The following is a 16,484-nucleotide window of genomic DNA, read 5'->3' on the forward strand; positions in this document are numbered from 1 at the left end:
CGCGCCCTGGCGAGCGGGTACGCCAGGGTGCTTTCCACATTCAGAATGTTAATGCCTACCACAGCCGACTGAAGAGTTGGATGACTCGCTTTCATGGTGTCGCCAGCCGCTACCTCCCGAACTACCTAGGATGGCGCCGTATGCTTGAGCGCTATCAGCAGCGTATTCAGCCCGTTCACTGTATCCAGGAGGCGGTTGGTCGGACCATGCAACACGTAATTGGGACATAGCCTTTTCTTTGTCCGATATTTACTCCAAGCCGTCTCGATCACGAAAACCCAACAGATAGAGGATGCCGTCCAGGCCTAAGGTCGAAATCGCCTGTTTGGCCGACTGTTTGACCAGCGGCTTGGCGCGGAACGCCACACCCAAACCGGCAATCGCCAGCATCGGCAGGTCATTGGCGCCATCGCCCACGGCAATGGTCTGCTCCAGACGCAATCCTTCCTTGGCCGCCAGCTCGCGCAGCAAGTCGGCCTTGCGCTGAGCATCGACAATCGGCTCAACCGCCACACCGGTGACCAGCCCATCGACGATTTGCAATTCGTTGGCAAACACATAATCGATGCCCAGCTTGGCCTGCAGTTGCTTGGCAAAGTAGGTAAAGCCGCCGGACAAGATCGCCGTCTTATAGCCCAGACGACGCAGTTCGCTAAACAGCGTCTCCGCACCTTCGGTCAACCTTAGCGAAGCGCCGATATCCGCCAACACGGTTTCCGGCAAGCCCTTGAGCAGCGCCAGGCGCTCGCGGAAGCTGGCGGCAAAATCCAGCTCGCCGCGCATCGCACGCTCGGTGATTTCCGAGACCTGCTCACCCACGCCGGCGGCCTTGGCCAGCTCGTCGATCACCTCGGCCTCGATCAACGTCGAGTCCATGTCGAATACTGCCAGCCGACGATTGCGGCGGAACAGCGAATCACGCTGGAAGGCGATATCGACATTCAGCTCCTGTGCCACGCTAAGGAACTCGGCACGCAAGGCGGCCGGATCGGCCGGCTCGCCGCGCACGGAAAACTCGATACAGCCCTTGCCCTGCTCGGCCGGCATATCCAGCGGCATGCGCCCGGAGAGACGGTCGATATGATCGATATTCAGGTCGTAGCGCGCGGTAATCGCACTGACGCGCTGCAGCTGCTCGGCGGTGACCTTTCGCGTTAGCAGGGTCACGATGTGCCGGGCCTTGCCCTGGCCATCGACCCATTGCTGGTAATCCGCCTCGGACACCGGGGTAAAACGCACCTGCTGATCAAGCTTGTACGCGGTAAAGAGAATGTCCTTGAGCACCGACGAGCCGCGCTCGGTATCGGGAATCTCGACCAGGATGCCGAACGACAGGGTGTCGTGAATCACCGCCTGGCCGATATCGAGGATATTCACCCCGCCTTGGGCCAACACGCCGGTGATGGCGGCAGTCAAACCGGGGCGATCTTCGCCGGTGATATTGATCAGGACGATTTCGCGCAAGGCTCGGTCTCCAGTACAGTCAGGGGCAACGGCTTGCTGAACGGGGTCACAAGCCGTAGAAAAGGCGCACATTCTACCCATTTTCAGCGGGAAACAGCCACGCACAGCGCTTTGCCCACTGCCGGGGCGCCGCTATACTGCGCGCCAACTACAGTCGACATGAGCCGAGCTCTGTGAACCGGCCCGCCCCCGTAAAACCCGATAATTTCTTCCTCTTGCTGTTCCAGGCCCTGCGCCAACGGCGTATCCCCCTGGCGCTCCGCATTGTCAGCCATAGCCTGTTGCTGGTGGCCCTGGCCCTGGTGATCTATGGCTGGGTGATCGGCATGCAGTTCAAGCATGCCATGCAGCAGCAGGCCGAAGCCCTGGGTACCAGCCTGATTACCCAGACGGCCGCATCGGCGACCGAGCTGCTGGTGTCCAACGACATTCTCAGTCTCAACGTACTGCTCAATAATCTGGTGAAAAACCCGCTGGTGGCCCATGCCGCCATCTACAGCGTGGACAACCGCATTCTCGCCGAAGCCGGCTCGCGCCCGAGCCAGAGCATGCTCGGCGAAACCGAAGGGTTGTATTCGACGCCGATCACCTTCCAGGAGGTGATCGCCGGACAGCTGCGCATCAGCCTCGACATGCAGCAATTCCAGCAGCCAATGACCATCAGCCTGCAGAGTATGGGCATTCTCAGCCTGATTTTGCTGGCATTGACCCTGTCCCTGAGCATGCGTCTGGGGCGGCATATCTCCACGCCACTGCTGCAACTGCGGGTATGGCTGCGCGACCCGGATGATCCTGCGCCAGGCGCCGGCCGCCAGGATGAAATCGGCGACCTGGCGCGCCAGCTGCAAGCACGCCTGGTACCAGAAGAGCCTGCGCTACCAGAAGAACAGGAAGAGCCGTTCTACGACGAGCCGGCCGCCCAGGACGATGATGACTACCTGCCTGAATCGTTCGATGATGAGCCGGACTTCGCAGTGCGTGACCTGCACGATGAGCGCTTCGATGAGCGAGACGAGTCAGTCGAGCCGCTGTATAGCGAAGACCAACCATACGCTGATGACGCAGTGGATGATCCATTCTCCGAGCTACGCGATCAGCCAACGCAGGAGCCTGCCCCAGCGCCCATAGCACAACAGCCGCTGCCCAGCGCCGTACTGGCAATCCAGCTGGGCGCACAGGAACAGCTGCGCCGCCTGCCGCGCACGCGCCTGATGGAGTTACTGCAGCGTTACCGCGACTGCCTGGACCGCGCTGCCAACCTGTATCAAGGCGAGCTGCACACATTGAGCGACGGCAGCAGCCTGATGCTGTTCCACCAGCTGGATATTGGTGAGGACTACCTGACCCACGCCATCTGCTGCGGCGAGCTGATGCGCGCGCTCGGTCATGCCCTGCAGATCGAAGTGGCCGACAGCGGCATCACTCTGCAACTGCAACTTGGTTTGACGCAGGGCGAAAACCTCAGCGACCTCAGCCAGGGCGACCTGCTGCTCAGCGAGACGGCGCAGAATGCCCTGGCGCTGTCACAACACAGCCGCAACCTGCTGCTGGTTGAGCGCAGCATTGCCGATGACGCCCTGGTCAGCCAGCGTGCGCGCATTCGCGCCATTGCTAGTCCACAAGGTGCCTGCTGCGTGGAGCGCTTGCTAGAGCCCTATCCATCACTGCTGGAACGCCAGCTGGCGCGCATGCACGAAAGCAATTAAGACACGCCTCAGACAAGCGGGCGCCTGCTAGAAGCGGAAGACCTCGCTCTCATCACGCATTGGCTCAACCACCGGAATACGAGGGGGCGCCGGGGGCACAGGCTTTACCGGTGCAGGCTTACGCAATGGCGCGGGGGCAGCAATTGGCGGTACTGGCGTGCCATGGGTTTCGATGGCGATCGCCAGCTGCTCAACCAGTTGCTGCAGCAGCAGACTCTGCGCCCGCACTTGATCAACGATAGTGCCGCTATGGGCTTCCTCAAGACGTACCAGACGCCCATCGAGCAACTTGCCATCGCCACCCGCCAAGCGCCACTGGGCTTCCAGCACAGCAGGACGCTGTGGACCGGAATCCAAACGCGTGATGGCCAACCCCAGACGCACCTGCGGCACAAAGCCCGCGGTGGTCGGAGCCAGCACCAGGCGCTGGCTGTCTAGTCGCGAAGCCAGTTGACGCAAGAGTTGCTGATCGATATCAGCCGCTAGGCTGCCGGCCCAGCTGGCATCATCGGCAACGGTCAGGCTGCCGTCAGTTTGACGCTGCAATAAGGCTTCGCGCTGCAGATAATCGGCAACCGCGACCGGGCCGAGTAGCACGGCAATACCCTGCTCGGTCGCAGGTACGTGAATATCGCCGCTATCGAGCTGATACAGCGGCGCTTGTTGAAAGTGCGTACAGCCAGCCAGGCCAAGAACGCCAGCCAATAGCAGAGTTCCGGGGAAACGCAGTGGGATCATCTCACTCATCCAGCCGGCAAAGCTGCCAGCATGTATACCAAAAGAGGTGCAAGTGGACCTTTGGGTCAGCCCACCTTGCGGCCAGTATCATCCTTGAAAGCCGCCCGCTACTCCAGCGCAGCACTTGTTGCGACTTATGCCCAGGGCTAGCCCTAGGCTTCAACCAATAGGCTATCGACGCGCTGGAAACCGCGGGGCAGCTTGTTGCCACGCCGCCCGCGCTCGCCTTTGTAGTGCTCCAGGTCATCAGCCTTGAGCGACAGGGTACGCTTACCGGCCTGCAACACCAGGGTCGCTCCGACGGGTAGCACGGCCAGATCGGTAAGGTACTCCTCGCGGCTGGCCACTCGCTCACCAGGGATACCGATGATCTTGTTGCCCTTGCCTTTGCCCAGTTGCGGCAAATCCGCGACCTTGAACAGCAGCAAACGGCCTTCGGTGGTCACCGCCGCCAGCCAGTCCTCGTCACGATTAACCAGCGATTTCGGCGGTACCACCAAGGCGCCTGCAGGCAGACTGAGCAGGGCCTTACCGGCCTTGTTCTTGGCTTGCAGGTCTTCACCTTTGACTACAAAGCCGTAGCCGGCATCGGAGGCGATCACATACAGCGCATTGTCATCCGGCAGCAATACGCACTCGAAAGTCGCTCCCGGTGGTGGCGTCAGACGTCCAGTTAGTGGCTCGCCCTGGCCACGGGCGGACGGCAGCGAATGGGCGGCCAACGAGTAGCTACGCCCAGTCGAGTCGATAAACACCGCGAATTGATTCGAGCGCCCCGGCGCGGCAGTCTTGAAGCCATCGCCAGCCTTGTATGAGAGGCCGGTGGCGTCGATATCGTGCCCCTTGGCGCAGCGCACCCAGCCTTTCTCCGAGATCACCACGGTCACCGGCTCGGTCGGCATCAGTTCGGTTTCGCTCAGCGCCTTGGCTTCGGCGCGGGCAACAATCGGTGAACGACGGTCGTCGCCATACTTCTCGGCGTCAGCGAGAATTTCCTGGCGCACCAGCTTCTTCAGCTTGGCTTCGCTGCCGAGCAGAGCCAGCAGCTTGTCGCGCTCCTTGGCCAGCTCGTCCTGCTCGCCACGTATTTGCATTTCCTCAAGCCGCGCGAGCTGACGCAGGCGGGTTTCAAGGATGTACTCGGCCTGGATCTCGGTAAGGCCGAAGCGCTCCATCAGCACCGGCTTGGGCGAATCCTCGGTGCGGATGATGCGGATTACTTCGTCGAGGTTGAGGAAGGCAATCAAACGGCCCTCCAACAGGTGCAGGCGATGCTCGACCTTGTCCAGACGGAACTGCAAACGGCGGCGCACGGTGCCGACGCGGTACTGCAGCCACTCGGTGAGCAGAGTGCGCAGGTCTTTTACCGACGGTTTGCCATCCAGGCCGATAACGTTGGTGTTGACCCGGTAGCTGGACTCCAGCTCGGTGGTGGCGAACAGGTGCTGCATCAGCTCATCGGCATCCACTCGGTTGGAGCGCGGGATAATTACGATGCGGCACGGGTGCTCGTGGTCCGACTCATCGCGCAGGTCGGCGACCATCGGCAGCTTCTTCGCCTGCATCTGCGCGGCGATCTGCTCCAGCACCTTGGCACCGGAGACCTGATGCGGCAGCGACGTGACCACAACATCGCCATCCTCAACACGGTACACGGCGCGCATACGCACCGAGCCCTTGCCGGTTTCGTAGATCTTCAGCAGATCGCTGCGCGGCGTGATGATTTCCGCTTCGGTCGGATAATCCGGACCAAGGATATGTTCACACAGCTGCTCGACCGTGGCGTTCGGCTCGTCCAGCAAGCGAATACAAGCCGTCGCAACCTCACGCAGGTTATGCGGCGGTACGTCGGTGGCCATGCCCACGGCAATACCGGTGGTACCGTTGAGCAGAATGTTTGGCAGGCGCGCCGGCAAGGTCGCCGGCTCGTTCATGGTGCCATCGAAGTTCGGCACCCAATCCACGGTGCCCTGGCCCAGTTCGGTCAGCAGCACTTCCGAGTAACGCGACAGACGCGCCTCGGTATAACGCATGGCGGCGAAGGATTTCGGATCGTCTGGCGCACCCCAGTTGCCCTGGCCGTCGACCAGGGTGTAGCGGTAGCTGAACGGCTGCGCCATCAGCACCATGGCCTCGTAGCAGGCGCTGTCGCCGTGTGGGTGGAACTTACCGAGCACGTCACCGACGGTACGCGCCGACTTCTTGTGCTTGGAATCAGCGTCCAGGCCCAACTCGCTCATGGCGTAGACGATGCGCCGTTGCACGGGCTTCAAGCCGTCGCCGATATGCGGCAGCGCACGGTCCATGATCACGTACATGGAGTAATTGAGGTAAGCCTGCTCGGTAAAATCGGCAAGGGAACGGCGTTCAACACCGTCCAGGCTCAAATCGAGGGATTCGCTCATGCGTGCCTCATTGCAAGGTTGATTGGCGCAGCATCAAGGTGCCGCCGCGCTGGGTAAATTCGAGTTGTTTCAGGGCGCTCATGCCCAGCAATACGTCATCGCCGCCCATACCGGGGGCGATCAAAGCCTCTACGTCGGTCAGCACAATATCGCCCAGCTGCAAGCGGTCAAGCCGCGTGCGATGGGCCGTGGCGCGGCCATTGGCGGTGCTGATGGTGATTGCCGCACCGGCCTGCAAACCCAGGCGCTGCGCCACCTCGGTCGGCACCGCGACCTGCGTCGCACCGGTGTCGAGAAGGAAGGTCACCTCCTCGCCATTGATCTTGCCGCCGGCCATATAGTGGCCCTGGCGACTGCTGGCCAGGTGCACTTCGACATAGCCGCTGCCATGTAACGACTCGGGCGCCTGATTGGGGTTGCGCTGAGCGTCTTCCCAGTCACCGAAGAACTTGGTCGCCAGCAGCAAAGCAGCGCCCCAGGCCAGCACCAGCATCACTCGCCCGGCACGCCTGCCCGCAGGCTGCTCGCTCACGGCTTGCTACCCCAGCCGCCTTTGGGAGCGGAAAAGCGCCAGATCATCGGCCGCGATTCACCGTCAGCGCGGCTAAAACGGCCGTTATCGACACCCACCCAAGCACCGTCCTGATCCACCCACAACGCCTCGGCCAGACCATAGGACGGCGGATAGAGGCGTTCCGGAGTCAGCGCTTCGGCGGCAAACGACCAGCACTTCTCGACCTGACCAGTGCTCGGGCTGCGCCGGCAAATGCGATGTGCCTGGCGTTCAAGGGTAAACAGCTTTTCGCTATGGAAGGCCAGACCGGAGAAGTCCCGTGGTTGTTCTTTCGCGCCCAACTGCTCCGGTGCTGGTTCCGTGCCTGCCTCGCTGAACAGTACGCAACCACCGGTGCAACGCCAGAGGGCATTTTGCTTATGCGCCACCAGCAAACCGCGACGCATGCGCTCAGCGGCCAGATACAGGCGCTCGCCTGCCGGATCGATAGCAATGCCTTCGAATAACGAGTTGTAGTGCAACAACATGCCGCTGGCGCGCGCCTGGCGAACCAGCCCGCGAGGCAGTTTCAGCCAGTTCGGCTCGCCAACCACGGGCAACTGCAGCACAGCCGCTTTTGCCTCACTGATTAGGTAACGGTTACCAAGAGCGTCGCAACTGATGCCCTCGAAATCCAGCTCGCCCCCACGTACCAGACCCGCCGCCCAGCTGCGCATGCGCAGCCCCCAGGGCAAGCGCGTATCCGGCGCAGGCGGCGCAACAAAGGTCTCGGCCGTGGCCTGCCACTGCGACTCATCGGATTCCAGGCGATAGAGCTGCTGATCATCGCGGTCGGATACCGCCCACAGCGCGCCATCGCACCAGGCCAGCCCGGACAGGTTGCCACCACTGACGCCACGGACCGCTTGCTCGTTGAGCAGTTTCAGCTCTTCCAACGCGGCCGCACTCGCCAACAGTGGTGAGCAGAGCAATAGGCAGACGGCCAACAGCCGCTGCATCAGAGCAACACCTCGGCCAGGTTGCCCTTGGACTCCAGCCAGGACTTACGGTCGCCGGCGCGCTTTTTGGCCAGCAGCATGTCCATGATTTCCTGGGTGCCGGGGTAGTCTTCCAGGGTCAGCTGCACCAGACGCCGGGTATTGGGGTCCATGGTGGTTTCACGCAGCTGCGGCGGGTTCATTTCACCCAGGCCTTTAAAGCGGGTGACCTGCGGCTTGCCGCGGCGTTTCTCGGCCACCAGGCGGTCGAGAATGCCGTCACGCTCGGCTTCATCCAGGGCGTAGAAAATCTCCTTGCCCAGGTCGATGCGGTACAGCGGCGGCATGGCGACATAGACGTGGCCGGCATCCACCAGCGGGCGGAAATGCTGAACGAACAGTGCGCAGAGCAAAGTCGCGATATGCAGGCCGTCGGAGTCGGCGTCGGCGAGGATGCAGATCTTGCCGTAGCGCAGCTGTGAGAGGTCGCTGGAGCCAGGATCGAGGCCGACCGCCACGGCAATGTTGTGCACTTCCTGGCTGGCCAGCACTTCGCTGCCGTCAACTTCCCAGGTATTCAGAATCTTCCCACGCAGCGGCAGGATCGCCTGGAACTCTTTATCGCGCGCCTGTTTGGCCGAGCCGCCGGCGGAATCACCTTCCACCAGAAACAGCTCGGAGCGCATCGGGTCTTGCCCCGCGCAATCGGCCAGCTTGCCAGGCAGTGCCGGGCCCTGGGTGATGCGCTTGCGCTCGACCTTCTTGCCGGCCTTGAGGCGGCGGTTGGCATTGCTGATCGCCAGTTCGGCGAGCTGCTGCCCCAGTTCCGGGTGGCCGTTAAGCCACAGACTGAAGGCATCTTTAACAACGCCCGACACAAATGCCGCCGCCTCGCGGGACGACAGACGCTCCTTGGTCTGCCCGGAGAACTGCGCATCCTGCATCTTCATCGACAGGACGAAGGCGATGCGCTCCCAGATATCTTCCGGGGCCAGCTTGACCCCGCGCGGCAGCAGGCTGCGGAACTCGCAGAACTCGCGCATGGCATCCAGCAGGCCCTGGCGCAGGCCGTTGACGTGGGTGCCGCCCTGGGCCGTGGGGATCAGGTTGACGTAGCTTTCCTGCACCGCATCGCCGCCTTCCGGCAGCCACAGCAGCGCCCAATCTACGGCTTCTTTATTACCCGCCAGGCTGCCGCAGAACGGCTCATTGGGTAGGCGCTCGAACTCGCTGACCGCATCCACCAGATAGGAGCGCAGGCCGTCTTCGTACAGCCACTCGACTTTCTCACCGCTGGCCTTGTCTTCAAAGCTGACCGCAAGACCTGGGCACAGCACAGCCTTGGCTTTCAGTACGTGTTTAAGGCGGCTGACGGAGAACTTGAAGGAGTCGAAATACTTGGCATCCGGCCAGAAATGCACGCTGGTGCCGGTGTTGCGCTTGCCCACCGTGCCGACCACCGCCAGGTCGCTGGACTTGTAGCCGTCGGCAAAACTCATCTGGTACTCGTTGCCGTCGCGTTTAACCTTGACGATCACGCTGGTCGACAGCGCGTTGACCACCGAGATACCCACGCCATGCAGGCCGCCGGAGAACTGGTAGTTCTTGTTACTGAACTTGCCACCGGCATGCAGCTTGGTGAGGATCAGTTCGACCCCTGGCACGCCCTCTTCCGGGTGAATGTCCACTGGCATGCCGCGACCGTCGTCGAGCACTTCCAGGGAGTTGTCCTCATGCAGGATCACCTGAATCGATTTGGCATGCCCGGCCAGCGCTTCGTCGACGCTGTTGTCGATGACTTCCTGGGCCAAGTGGTTGGGCCGGCTGGTGTCGGTGTACATGCCCGGGCGTTTGCGCACCGGGTCGAGGCCGGAAAGGACTTCGATGGCATCGGCGTTGTAAGAGCTAGAACCTTGCTGGGCCATGGGGTCTCTTGTTGGTCAATTGAGAGCGGAAAAGTCGATATCCTGCCACAGATGGCGAGGAATACCGGCGAAAGCGAAGAGCATCGGCAAACGCTCGGCAAAACCCTGAAAGCCGTGATCGCCGCCAGCCTGGATACGCAGTGCGCAGGCGCGGTAATAGCTCTGGGCATCGCGGTAATCGAGGGTTTCGTCGGCGGTCTGCAACCATACCTGATAGCGCGCCGGATCTTGCAGCACGGCTACATCAAGCTCGGCCAAGGCCGTTACATGATCGGCCGTCAGGTCCCAGGTCTCATCGCTGTAATAGTTCTTCTGCGGGCCCAGATAACCATCGAAACGCAGATGCGGACGCACGGCGGGATTGATCAGCAATGCCGGTAGCCCATGGCGCTCAGCCAAGTGGGTCGCATAGTAGCCGCCCAGCGAGCTGCCAACCAGCACGGGCCGACCCAGTTCGGCAATCAGTGCGTCGAGCTGAGTAATCGCCTGACGCGGATGGTGATGCAACGCCGGCACCCGTAACTGCGCATCCAGGCTCAGCTGCGCCATGGCGCGCTGCAACTGGCTGGCTTTGATCGAGGCCGGCGAGCTATTAAGCCCGTGAATATAGAGAATGGATGTGGTCATGGGGCGGGAGGCTAACCGGTTGCGGCGACCGGCTGCAACCGGTTAGCCAAGCACTGCAAAGGTCTTAATAACCTTTGATGGTGTAATCAATTTCGAACTTGATCCCGGTCACCCGCGACACACCGGTTTCCAGGCGACCGTCGTCGAACAGACGCAACCAGCGATAGCCCGGCGCGGTTTTATCGACTTGAAACTCTTCGCTGCCCGGAGCGAACTGCACGCAGGTCGAAGGCGAGGCCAGCAGGCGAATCGGGCCGCGCTGCTGATCAAGCTCCTGATGGATATGCCCCCAGAGCACTGCACGCACCTGGCTGAAACGCTCCAGCACGGCAAACAAAGCCTCCGGGTTGCGCAAACCTATGGGTTCCATCCACTTGCAGCCAATGGACACCGGGTGATGATGCAGACAGATCAGGTGATGACGATCAGGGGCTTCACTCAGAGCATGCTCCAGCAAGGCAAGCTGCTGTTCGCTGAGGTAACCGGGCACGGCACCAGGGATCGACGAGTCGAGCAGAATTACGCGCCAGTTGCCGAGATCCATCACCGGCTCCAGCAGATCACTGCCAACGCAAACCGCCTGCATCGCAGGCACTTCATCATGGTTACCGGGAAACCAGCGCGCGGGCGCGGGGATGACAGCGGTCATCTCGCGGAAACGCTGATAGGACTCGGTGCTGCCGTCCTGCGAGAGGTCGCCACTGGCCAGGATCAGGTCGATCTGCGGCTGCTCCTGCAGCACACGCTCAATCACCCGCTGCAAGCTGTCCTGGGTATCCATGCCCAATAGCTTGCCTGCCCCATCGGCAAACAAGTGACTATCGGACAACTGCACCAGCAGTACCGAGCGATCAACAGCAGTGGTTTTAATCGGCGCGCCCGGCAAGACCTTCTCCTTGAGCGGAATGCATGAATTATGCTGGCTAGCCCTGCGGGCGGTAAACCCGCGAAAGGGGAATAGATCACAGAACGCCCGCTGTAAATACAGCGCCCAACCTAAGGCTAGCGCGTATCGGAATAATGCGCCTGCGCCTGATTATCGGCAGAACGTGAAAAACCTAACGTACCGGAGCCAGCTCGTGACCGCAGGCCAGACAATGACTTAGCCACTCACCCAGAAACAGGTTGAGCTGAGTCTTCTCATCCGGCTGATGCATGGCAGCGTTGGGATAGGGGTAAATGCCGTGGAAGCGCCGCGCACTCTGCGTCCCGACCACCTCGGCCATACGCGCATCGTGATAGACACGCACCTCCAGATGCGGCACCGGCAACCAAGACAGACTGTGTTCCTGACGCACCTCGATGGTCGAGGTATACGGACAGGTCTCCAGCACCTCCAGGGCCAATACGCCGAGCAGATGCTCGCCCTGACTGAGGGCCACACGGCGAATCTGCTGACGCTCGCCCGTATCCTCACGCATGCCCGGCAGTAGCTGCAGCAGACGCACATAGTTGAGCTCGCAAGCGGCCTGCAGCTCGACCAGGTCGACCCGATAACGCTCGCGCAGCAGGTTCACGACCACAGCCCCCGCACTTCAGCGCGGTTCAGCGCCAACCACTGCAAAGCGATGATGCTGGCGGCATTGTCGATACGCCCATCCTTGACCGCATCCAGGGCATCTTCCAGCGGCCAGACATGCACGCGAATGTCCTCGCCCTCTTCGGCCAGGCCATACACACCGCCAGCACCTTCGCTGTCGCAGCGGCCAACAAACAGGTGCACACGCTCATCCGAGCCGCCAGGTGATGGGTAGTACTGGGTAATTGGCCACAAAGAGGTCAGCGGTAGATTCGCCTCCTCGATGGCTTCGCGGCGCGCGACCTCTTCGGGCTCTTCATCCTTATCAATCAATCCGGCGACCAGCTCCAGCAGCCAGGGATTGGTGCTTTTCTCCATCGCGCCGACACGGAACTGCTCGATCAACACAACGCAATCGCGCTGCGGGTCGTAGGGCAGCACGCATACGGCATCATGGCGCACGAAAAGCTCGCGGCTCAATTCAGGCCCCATGCCGCCGGCAAACTGGCGATGGCGCAAACGCAGCCGATCGAGCTTGTAGAAGCCGCTAAAGCAAGCCTCGCGCTCGATCACTTCGACATCTTCTCGTTGCATAACGCCCCCCTAATTAACAGAAACGGGCCCGAAGGCCCGTCCTGGTTACACCCTATGCTGCACCGAAACATGGCGCAGCAAAAGCCCTATCAGACCTTGTGGTAGAGCTGCGCACCCTGCGCCTTAAACTCTGCTGCCTTGGCCTGCATGCCGGCCTCGGCATCCAGGTCGAGTGCGGCAATGCGTTGCTCTTCAGCATAGACGCGAACTTCCTGGGTGATCTTCATCGAGCAGAATTTCGGCCCGCACATGGAGCAGAAGTGTGCCACCTTGGCCGAGTCCTTGGGCAGCGTTTCGTCGTGATAACTGCGGGCGGTGTCGGGGTCCAGGCCAAGGTTGAACTGATCTTCCCAGCGGAACTCGAAGCGCGCCTTGCTCAGTGCGTTGTCGCGAATCTGCGCACCGGGGTGGCCCTTGGCCAAGTCCGCAGCGTGCGCGGCGATCTTGTAGGTAATGATCCCGGTCTTCACGTCATCCTTGTTCGGCAGGCCCAGGTGTTCCTTGGGCGTGACGTAGCAGAGCATGGCGCAACCGAACCAGCCGATCATCGCCGCACCGATGCCGCTGGTGATGTGGTCGTAACCCGGCGCGATGTCGGTAGTCAGCGGGCCGAGGGTGTAGAACGGCGCCTCGTCACAGCATTCGAGCTGCTTGTCCATGTTCTCCTTGATCAACTGCATCGGCACGTGACCGGGGCCTTCGATCATGGTCTGCACATCGTGCTTCCAGGCGATCTTGGTCAGCTCGCCGAGGGTTTCCAGCTCGCCGAACTGCGCTTCGTCGTTGGCGTCGGCAATCGAGCCCGGACGCAGGCCATCGCCCAGCGAGAAGCTGACGTCGTAGGCCTTCATGATTTCGCAGATGTCTTCGAAATGGGTGTAGAGGAAGTTCTCTTTATGGTGCGCCAGGCACCACTTGGCCATGATCGAGCCGCCACGGGAAACGATGCCGGTAACCCGCTTGGCGGTCATCGGCACGTAGCGCAGCAACACGCCGGCGTGGATGGTGAAGTAATCCACGCCCTGTTCGGCCTGCTCGATCAGGGTGTCGCGGAACAGTTCCCAGGTCAGCTCCTCGGCTGCGCCGCCAACTTTTTCCAGGGCCTGGTAGATCGGTACGGTGCCGATTGGCACTGGCGAGTTACGGATAATCCACTCGCGGGTTTCGTGAATGTGCTTGCCGGTCGACAGGTCCATGACCGTGTCGGAACCCCAGCGAATACCCCAGGTGAGCTTGGCCACTTCTTCTTCAATCGAAGAACCCAGCGCCGAGTTGCCGATATTGCCGTTGATCTTCACCAGGAAGTTTCGGCCGATAATCATCGGCTCCAGTTCGGTGTGGTTGATGTTGGCCGGGATGATCGCGCGACCGCGGGCAATCTCTTCACGAACAAATTCGGGCGTGATGATCTTCGGCACACTGGCGCCGAAGCTGTGGCCAGGATGTTGCTGGTCGAGCAAGCCGGCTTCGCGCGCCACTTCTAGCTTCATGTTCTCGCGGATGGCGACGTATTCCATCTCGGCGGTGATGATGCCTTTGCGCGCGTAGTGCATCTGGCTGACGTTAGCCCCGACCTTGGCGCGGCGCGGATTATTCACGTGAGCGAAGCGCAGCTTGGTCAGCTCGGCATCGGCGAGGCGCTGCTGGCCGAAATTGGAGCTCAGCCCTGGCAGGCGCTCGGTGTCGCCACGCGCTTCGATCCACGGTGAACGCACATCGGCCAGGCCCTTGCGCACGTCAATGATCACATTCGGGTCCGTGTAGGGACCGGAGGTGTCGTAGACCACCACTGGAGCGTTGATCTCACCACCGAAGTCGGTTGGCGTGACGTCCAGGCTGATTTCACGCATCGGCACCAGGATGTCCGGGCGCGAGCCCTGCACATAGACTTTCTGCGAACGCGGGAAGGGTTGGATCGACTGCTGGTCGACCTGGGCGGACTCACTCAGGATCGGATTGAGGTTTTTTTCTTGTGTGCTCATCGGCGGCTCTCCAGGGCTATATGTCGGAGCGAACCTGGAGATAAATGAGCGGCGAAAGGCGCACCAGGGGCGGTGCCAGAGGCTCGCCAGGGGAAAAGGCGAGCACATCTTGTTCCCTACGCAGGCCTTAACCTGATCAGGTTCAACGGGATCCGGCAGCTGCCAATCTCAGCCCCGCAATTGGGGCACCCCGACAAGAACGCGGCCAGTCTAATCAACCCCAGCCAATAAAACCAACTCGGGAGTCAATTTCTTATGACCCATGCGTCGGAAAGTGACGCTGGCAGCCACTACAAATATCCGGCACACAGAACACGCCATGGCTTGTTGCAATCTACACTCACTCAGCTCCAGACAAATCTTGACCCTCTAGGCAGCGCCCCTATAGCCTTGTCGATTACCGCCAAAATCAGGATCACCTCCATGTTGCGCAGACTCACTCTGGCTCTCGCTGTGGCCGCCGCGTCCAACGGAATGGCCTGGGCTGCTGAACAAGCCCCACTGTCCACCAAAACTGACCTGGTCACCGTTTACCAGGAAGCCGCCGCCAACAATGCCGACCTGGCCGCCGCCCGCGCAGATTATGAAGCGCGCAGCGAAGTGGTCCCCCAGGCCCGCGCGGGCCTGCTACCCAACCTGTCTGCCGGGGCCAACCTGAGCGACACCCGCACCCAGGTCGACTCGCCTGCCAACACCATCTCGCGCAGTGGCACGGTGTACCAGGCCAACCTCAGCCAGCCGCTGTTCCGCGCCGACCGCTGGTTCCAGTTGCAGGCCGCCGAAGCGACCAACGAGCAAGCCGCGCTGGAACTGTCGGCCACCGAGCAGAACCTGATTCTGCAGAGCGCCGAAACCTACTTCGCGGTACTGCGCGCCCAGGACAATCTCGCCTCGACCAAAGCCGAAGAGGCGGCGTTCAAGCGCCAGCTGGATCAAGCCAACGAGCGTTTCGATGTCGGCCTCTCGGACAAGACCGACGTGCTGGAAGCCCAAGCCGGCTTCGACACCGCCCGCGCCAACCGCATCATCGCCCAGCAACAGGTAGAAGACGCCTTCGAGGCGCTGATCACCCTGACCAATCGCGACTTCGCCGCCCTGGAAGGCATCGAACACAGCCTGCCGATCCTCGCGCCGACGCCGAATGACGCCAAGGCCTGGGTCGACACCGCTGCGGCGCAGAACCTCAACCTGCAAGCCAGCAACTACGCCGTTGAAGCCGCCGAAGAAACCCTGCGCCAGCGCAAATCCGGCCACGCACCGACCCTGGATGCAGTTGCCAGCTACCAGAAAGGCGATAACGACAGTCTCGGCTTCAGCAACTCGGGCACGCCCGGCCAGGCGCGTTTCAGCGGCGATGTCGAGCAACGCTCGATTGGCCTGCAACTGAATATCCCGCTGTACAGCGGCGGCCTGACCAGCTCCCAGGTGCGTGAGTCCTACCAGCGCCTGAACCAGACCGAGCAACTGCGTGAAAGCCTGCGCCGTCAGGTGGTGCAGAACACCCGTAACCTGCACCGCGCGGTGAATACCGACGTGGAAACCGTGCAGGCGCGCAAGCAGTCGATCATCTCCAACCAGAGCGCCCTGGAAGCCACCGAAATCGGCTACCAAGTCGGCACCCGCAACATCGTTGACGTGCTTGATGCCCAGCGCCAGCTGTACAGCTCGGTGCGCAACTACAACAACGCGCGTTACGACTATATCCTCAACAACCTGCGCTTGAAGCAGGCCGCCGGCACCCTTAGCCCGGACGACCTGGCTGCCCTGGAGCAGTACCTGAAGTCCGACTACAACCCGGATGAAGACTTCCTCCCGCCGGACCTGGCCAAAGCTGCCGAAGCCCAGCTGCGCGGCAACCCGCAGTACTGAGTTGAGCAAAACAAAAAAGCCCGCTGAATTCAGCGGGCTTTTTTATGGCTATGTCCCAATTACGTGTTGCATGGTCCGACCAACCGCCTCCTGGATACAGTGAACGGGCTGAATACGCTGCTGATAGCGTTCAAGCATGCGGCGCCAGCCCAGGTAGTTCGGGA

Annotated in this window: 13 protein-coding genes, 2 pseudogenes and 1 riboswitch; of the genes and pseudogenes, 3 read left to right on the forward strand and 12 right to left on the reverse strand. The window is 61.4% G+C overall.

Annotated elements, in window-relative coordinates:
- A pseudogene (locus AACX99_RS21635) lies at nt 1–230 on the forward strand (IS1595 family transposase); the annotation flags it as partial.
- Between the two features lie 19 nt (nt 231–249).
- On the opposite strand, the gene serB reads toward AACX99_RS21635, so the two are convergent.
- The gene (gene serB / locus AACX99_RS21640) at nt 250–1,464 is read right to left on the reverse strand and encodes a phosphoserine phosphatase SerB (RefSeq protein ID WP_339414488.1); all 1,215 of its coding nucleotides are present in this window, start codon (nt 1,462–1,464) and stop codon (nt 250–252) included.
- A 173-nt stretch (nt 1,465–1,637) separates the two neighbouring features.
- On the opposite strand from serB, the gene AACX99_RS21645 reads away from it, so the two are divergent.
- Nucleotides 1,638–3,170, forward strand: a complete 1,533-nt coding sequence (locus tag AACX99_RS21645) for an AhpA/YtjB family protein (RefSeq protein ID WP_339414489.1) — start codon at nt 1,638–1,640, stop codon at nt 3,168–3,170.
- A gap of 27 nt (nt 3,171–3,197) precedes the next feature.
- On the opposite strand, the gene AACX99_RS21650 is transcribed toward AACX99_RS21645, so the two are convergent.
- The 10 genes from AACX99_RS21650 to thiC all read right to left on the reverse strand — a co-directional run bounded on the left by AACX99_RS21650 (nt 3,198) and on the right by thiC (nt 14,451).
- Nucleotides 3,198–3,908, reverse strand: a complete 711-nt coding sequence (locus tag AACX99_RS21650; RefSeq protein ID WP_339414490.1) for a PqiC family protein — start codon at nt 3,906–3,908, stop codon at nt 3,198–3,200.
- 152 nt (nt 3,909–4,060) lie between these two features.
- Nucleotides 4,061–6,313, reverse strand: coding sequence for a DNA topoisomerase IV subunit A (parC, locus tag AACX99_RS21655; RefSeq protein ID WP_339414491.1), 2,253 nt, complete (start codon nt 6,311–6,313; stop codon nt 4,061–4,063).
- A 7-nt stretch (nt 6,314–6,320) separates the two neighbouring features.
- Nucleotides 6,321–6,845, reverse strand: a complete 525-nt coding sequence (locus AACX99_RS21660) for a retropepsin-like aspartic protease family protein (RefSeq protein WP_339414492.1) — start codon at nt 6,843–6,845, stop codon at nt 6,321–6,323.
- Nucleotides 6,842–7,825, reverse strand: a complete 984-nt coding sequence (locus AACX99_RS21665) for an esterase-like activity of phytase family protein (RefSeq protein WP_445261895.1) — start codon at nt 7,823–7,825, stop codon at nt 6,842–6,844. The genes AACX99_RS21660 and AACX99_RS21665 overlap by 4 nt, the downstream gene beginning before the upstream one ends.
- Entirely contained in the window at nt 7,825–9,729 is a 1,905-nt protein-coding gene (parE, locus tag AACX99_RS21670; protein WP_339414493.1) for a DNA topoisomerase IV subunit B, read from the reverse strand. Before parE ends, AACX99_RS21665 begins: the two co-directional genes overlap by 1 nt.
- Nucleotides 9,730–9,744: 15 nt before the next feature.
- On the reverse strand, nt 9,745–10,356 hold the full coding sequence (locus tag AACX99_RS21675) for a YqiA/YcfP family alpha/beta fold hydrolase (RefSeq protein WP_339414494.1): 612 nt from the start codon (nt 10,354–10,356) through the stop codon (nt 9,745–9,747).
- Between the two features lie 64 nt (nt 10,357–10,420).
- Complete coding sequence (cpdA, locus tag AACX99_RS21680; RefSeq protein WP_339414495.1) at nt 10,421–11,242, reverse strand: 3',5'-cyclic-AMP phosphodiesterase; 822 nt, start codon at nt 11,240–11,242, stop codon at nt 10,421–10,423.
- Between the two features lie 172 nt (nt 11,243–11,414).
- Complete coding sequence (locus tag AACX99_RS21685) at nt 11,415–11,879, reverse strand: DUF1249 domain-containing protein (RefSeq protein WP_339414496.1); 465 nt, start codon at nt 11,877–11,879, stop codon at nt 11,415–11,417.
- On the reverse strand, nt 11,870–12,469 hold the full coding sequence (locus AACX99_RS21690; protein WP_339414497.1) for an NUDIX domain-containing protein: 600 nt from the start codon (nt 12,467–12,469) through the stop codon (nt 11,870–11,872). The genes AACX99_RS21685 and AACX99_RS21690 overlap by 10 nt, the downstream gene beginning before the upstream one ends.
- Nucleotides 12,470–12,558: 89 nt before the next feature.
- Nucleotides 12,559–14,451, reverse strand: coding sequence for a phosphomethylpyrimidine synthase ThiC (gene thiC, locus AACX99_RS21695; protein ID WP_339414498.1), 1,893 nt, complete (start codon nt 14,449–14,451; stop codon nt 12,559–12,561).
- Nucleotides 14,452–14,547: 96 nt separating this feature from the next.
- A riboswitch (TPP riboswitch) is annotated at nt 14,548–14,654 on the reverse strand.
- Nucleotides 14,655–14,874: 220 nt separating this feature from the next.
- Between thiC and AACX99_RS21700 the strand changes: the two genes are divergently transcribed.
- On the forward strand, nt 14,875–16,320 hold the full coding sequence (locus AACX99_RS21700; protein ID WP_339414499.1) for a TolC family outer membrane protein: 1,446 nt from the start codon (nt 14,875–14,877) through the stop codon (nt 16,318–16,320).
- A 48-nt stretch (nt 16,321–16,368) separates the two neighbouring features.
- Here AACX99_RS21700 and AACX99_RS21705 read toward each other — a convergent pair.
- Nucleotides 16,369–16,484 (reverse strand): annotated as a pseudogene (locus AACX99_RS21705) (IS1595 family transposase); the annotation flags it as partial.

Source organism: Pseudomonas sp. EA_35y_Pfl2_R5, assembly GCF_963970805.1.
GTDB lineage: Bacteria > Pseudomonadota > Gammaproteobacteria > Pseudomonadales > Pseudomonadaceae > Aquipseudomonas.

Bases quoted from the DNA above. Each gene is read 5' to 3' on its own strand.
- AACX99_RS21650 (WP_339414490.1), bottom strand. From the start codon at position 3,908: ATGATCCCACTGCGTTTCCCCGGAACTCTGCTATTGGCTGGCGTTCTT.
- parC (WP_339414491.1), bottom strand. From the start codon at position 6,313: ATGAGCGAATCCCTCGATTTGAGCCTGGACGGTGTTGAACGCCGTTCC.
- AACX99_RS21665 (WP_445261895.1), bottom strand. From the start codon at position 7,825: ATGCAGCGGCTGTTGGCCGTCTGCCTATTGCTCTGCTCACCACTGTTG.
- parE (WP_339414493.1), bottom strand. From the start codon at position 9,729: ATGGCCCAGCAAGGTTCTAGCTCTTACAACGCCGATGCCATCGAAGTC.
- AACX99_RS21675 (WP_339414494.1), bottom strand. From the start codon at position 10,356: ATGACCACATCCATTCTCTATATTCACGGGCTTAATAGCTCGCCGGCC.
- AACX99_RS21690 (WP_339414497.1), bottom strand. From the start codon at position 12,469: ATGCAACGAGAAGATGTCGAAGTGATCGAGCGCGAGGCTTGCTTTAGC.
- thiC (WP_339414498.1), bottom strand. From the start codon at position 14,451: ATGAGCACACAAGAAAAAAACCTCAATCCGATCCTGAGTGAGTCCGCC.
- AACX99_RS21700 (WP_339414499.1), top strand. From the start codon at position 14,875: ATGTTGCGCAGACTCACTCTGGCTCTCGCTGTGGCCGCCGCGTCCAAC.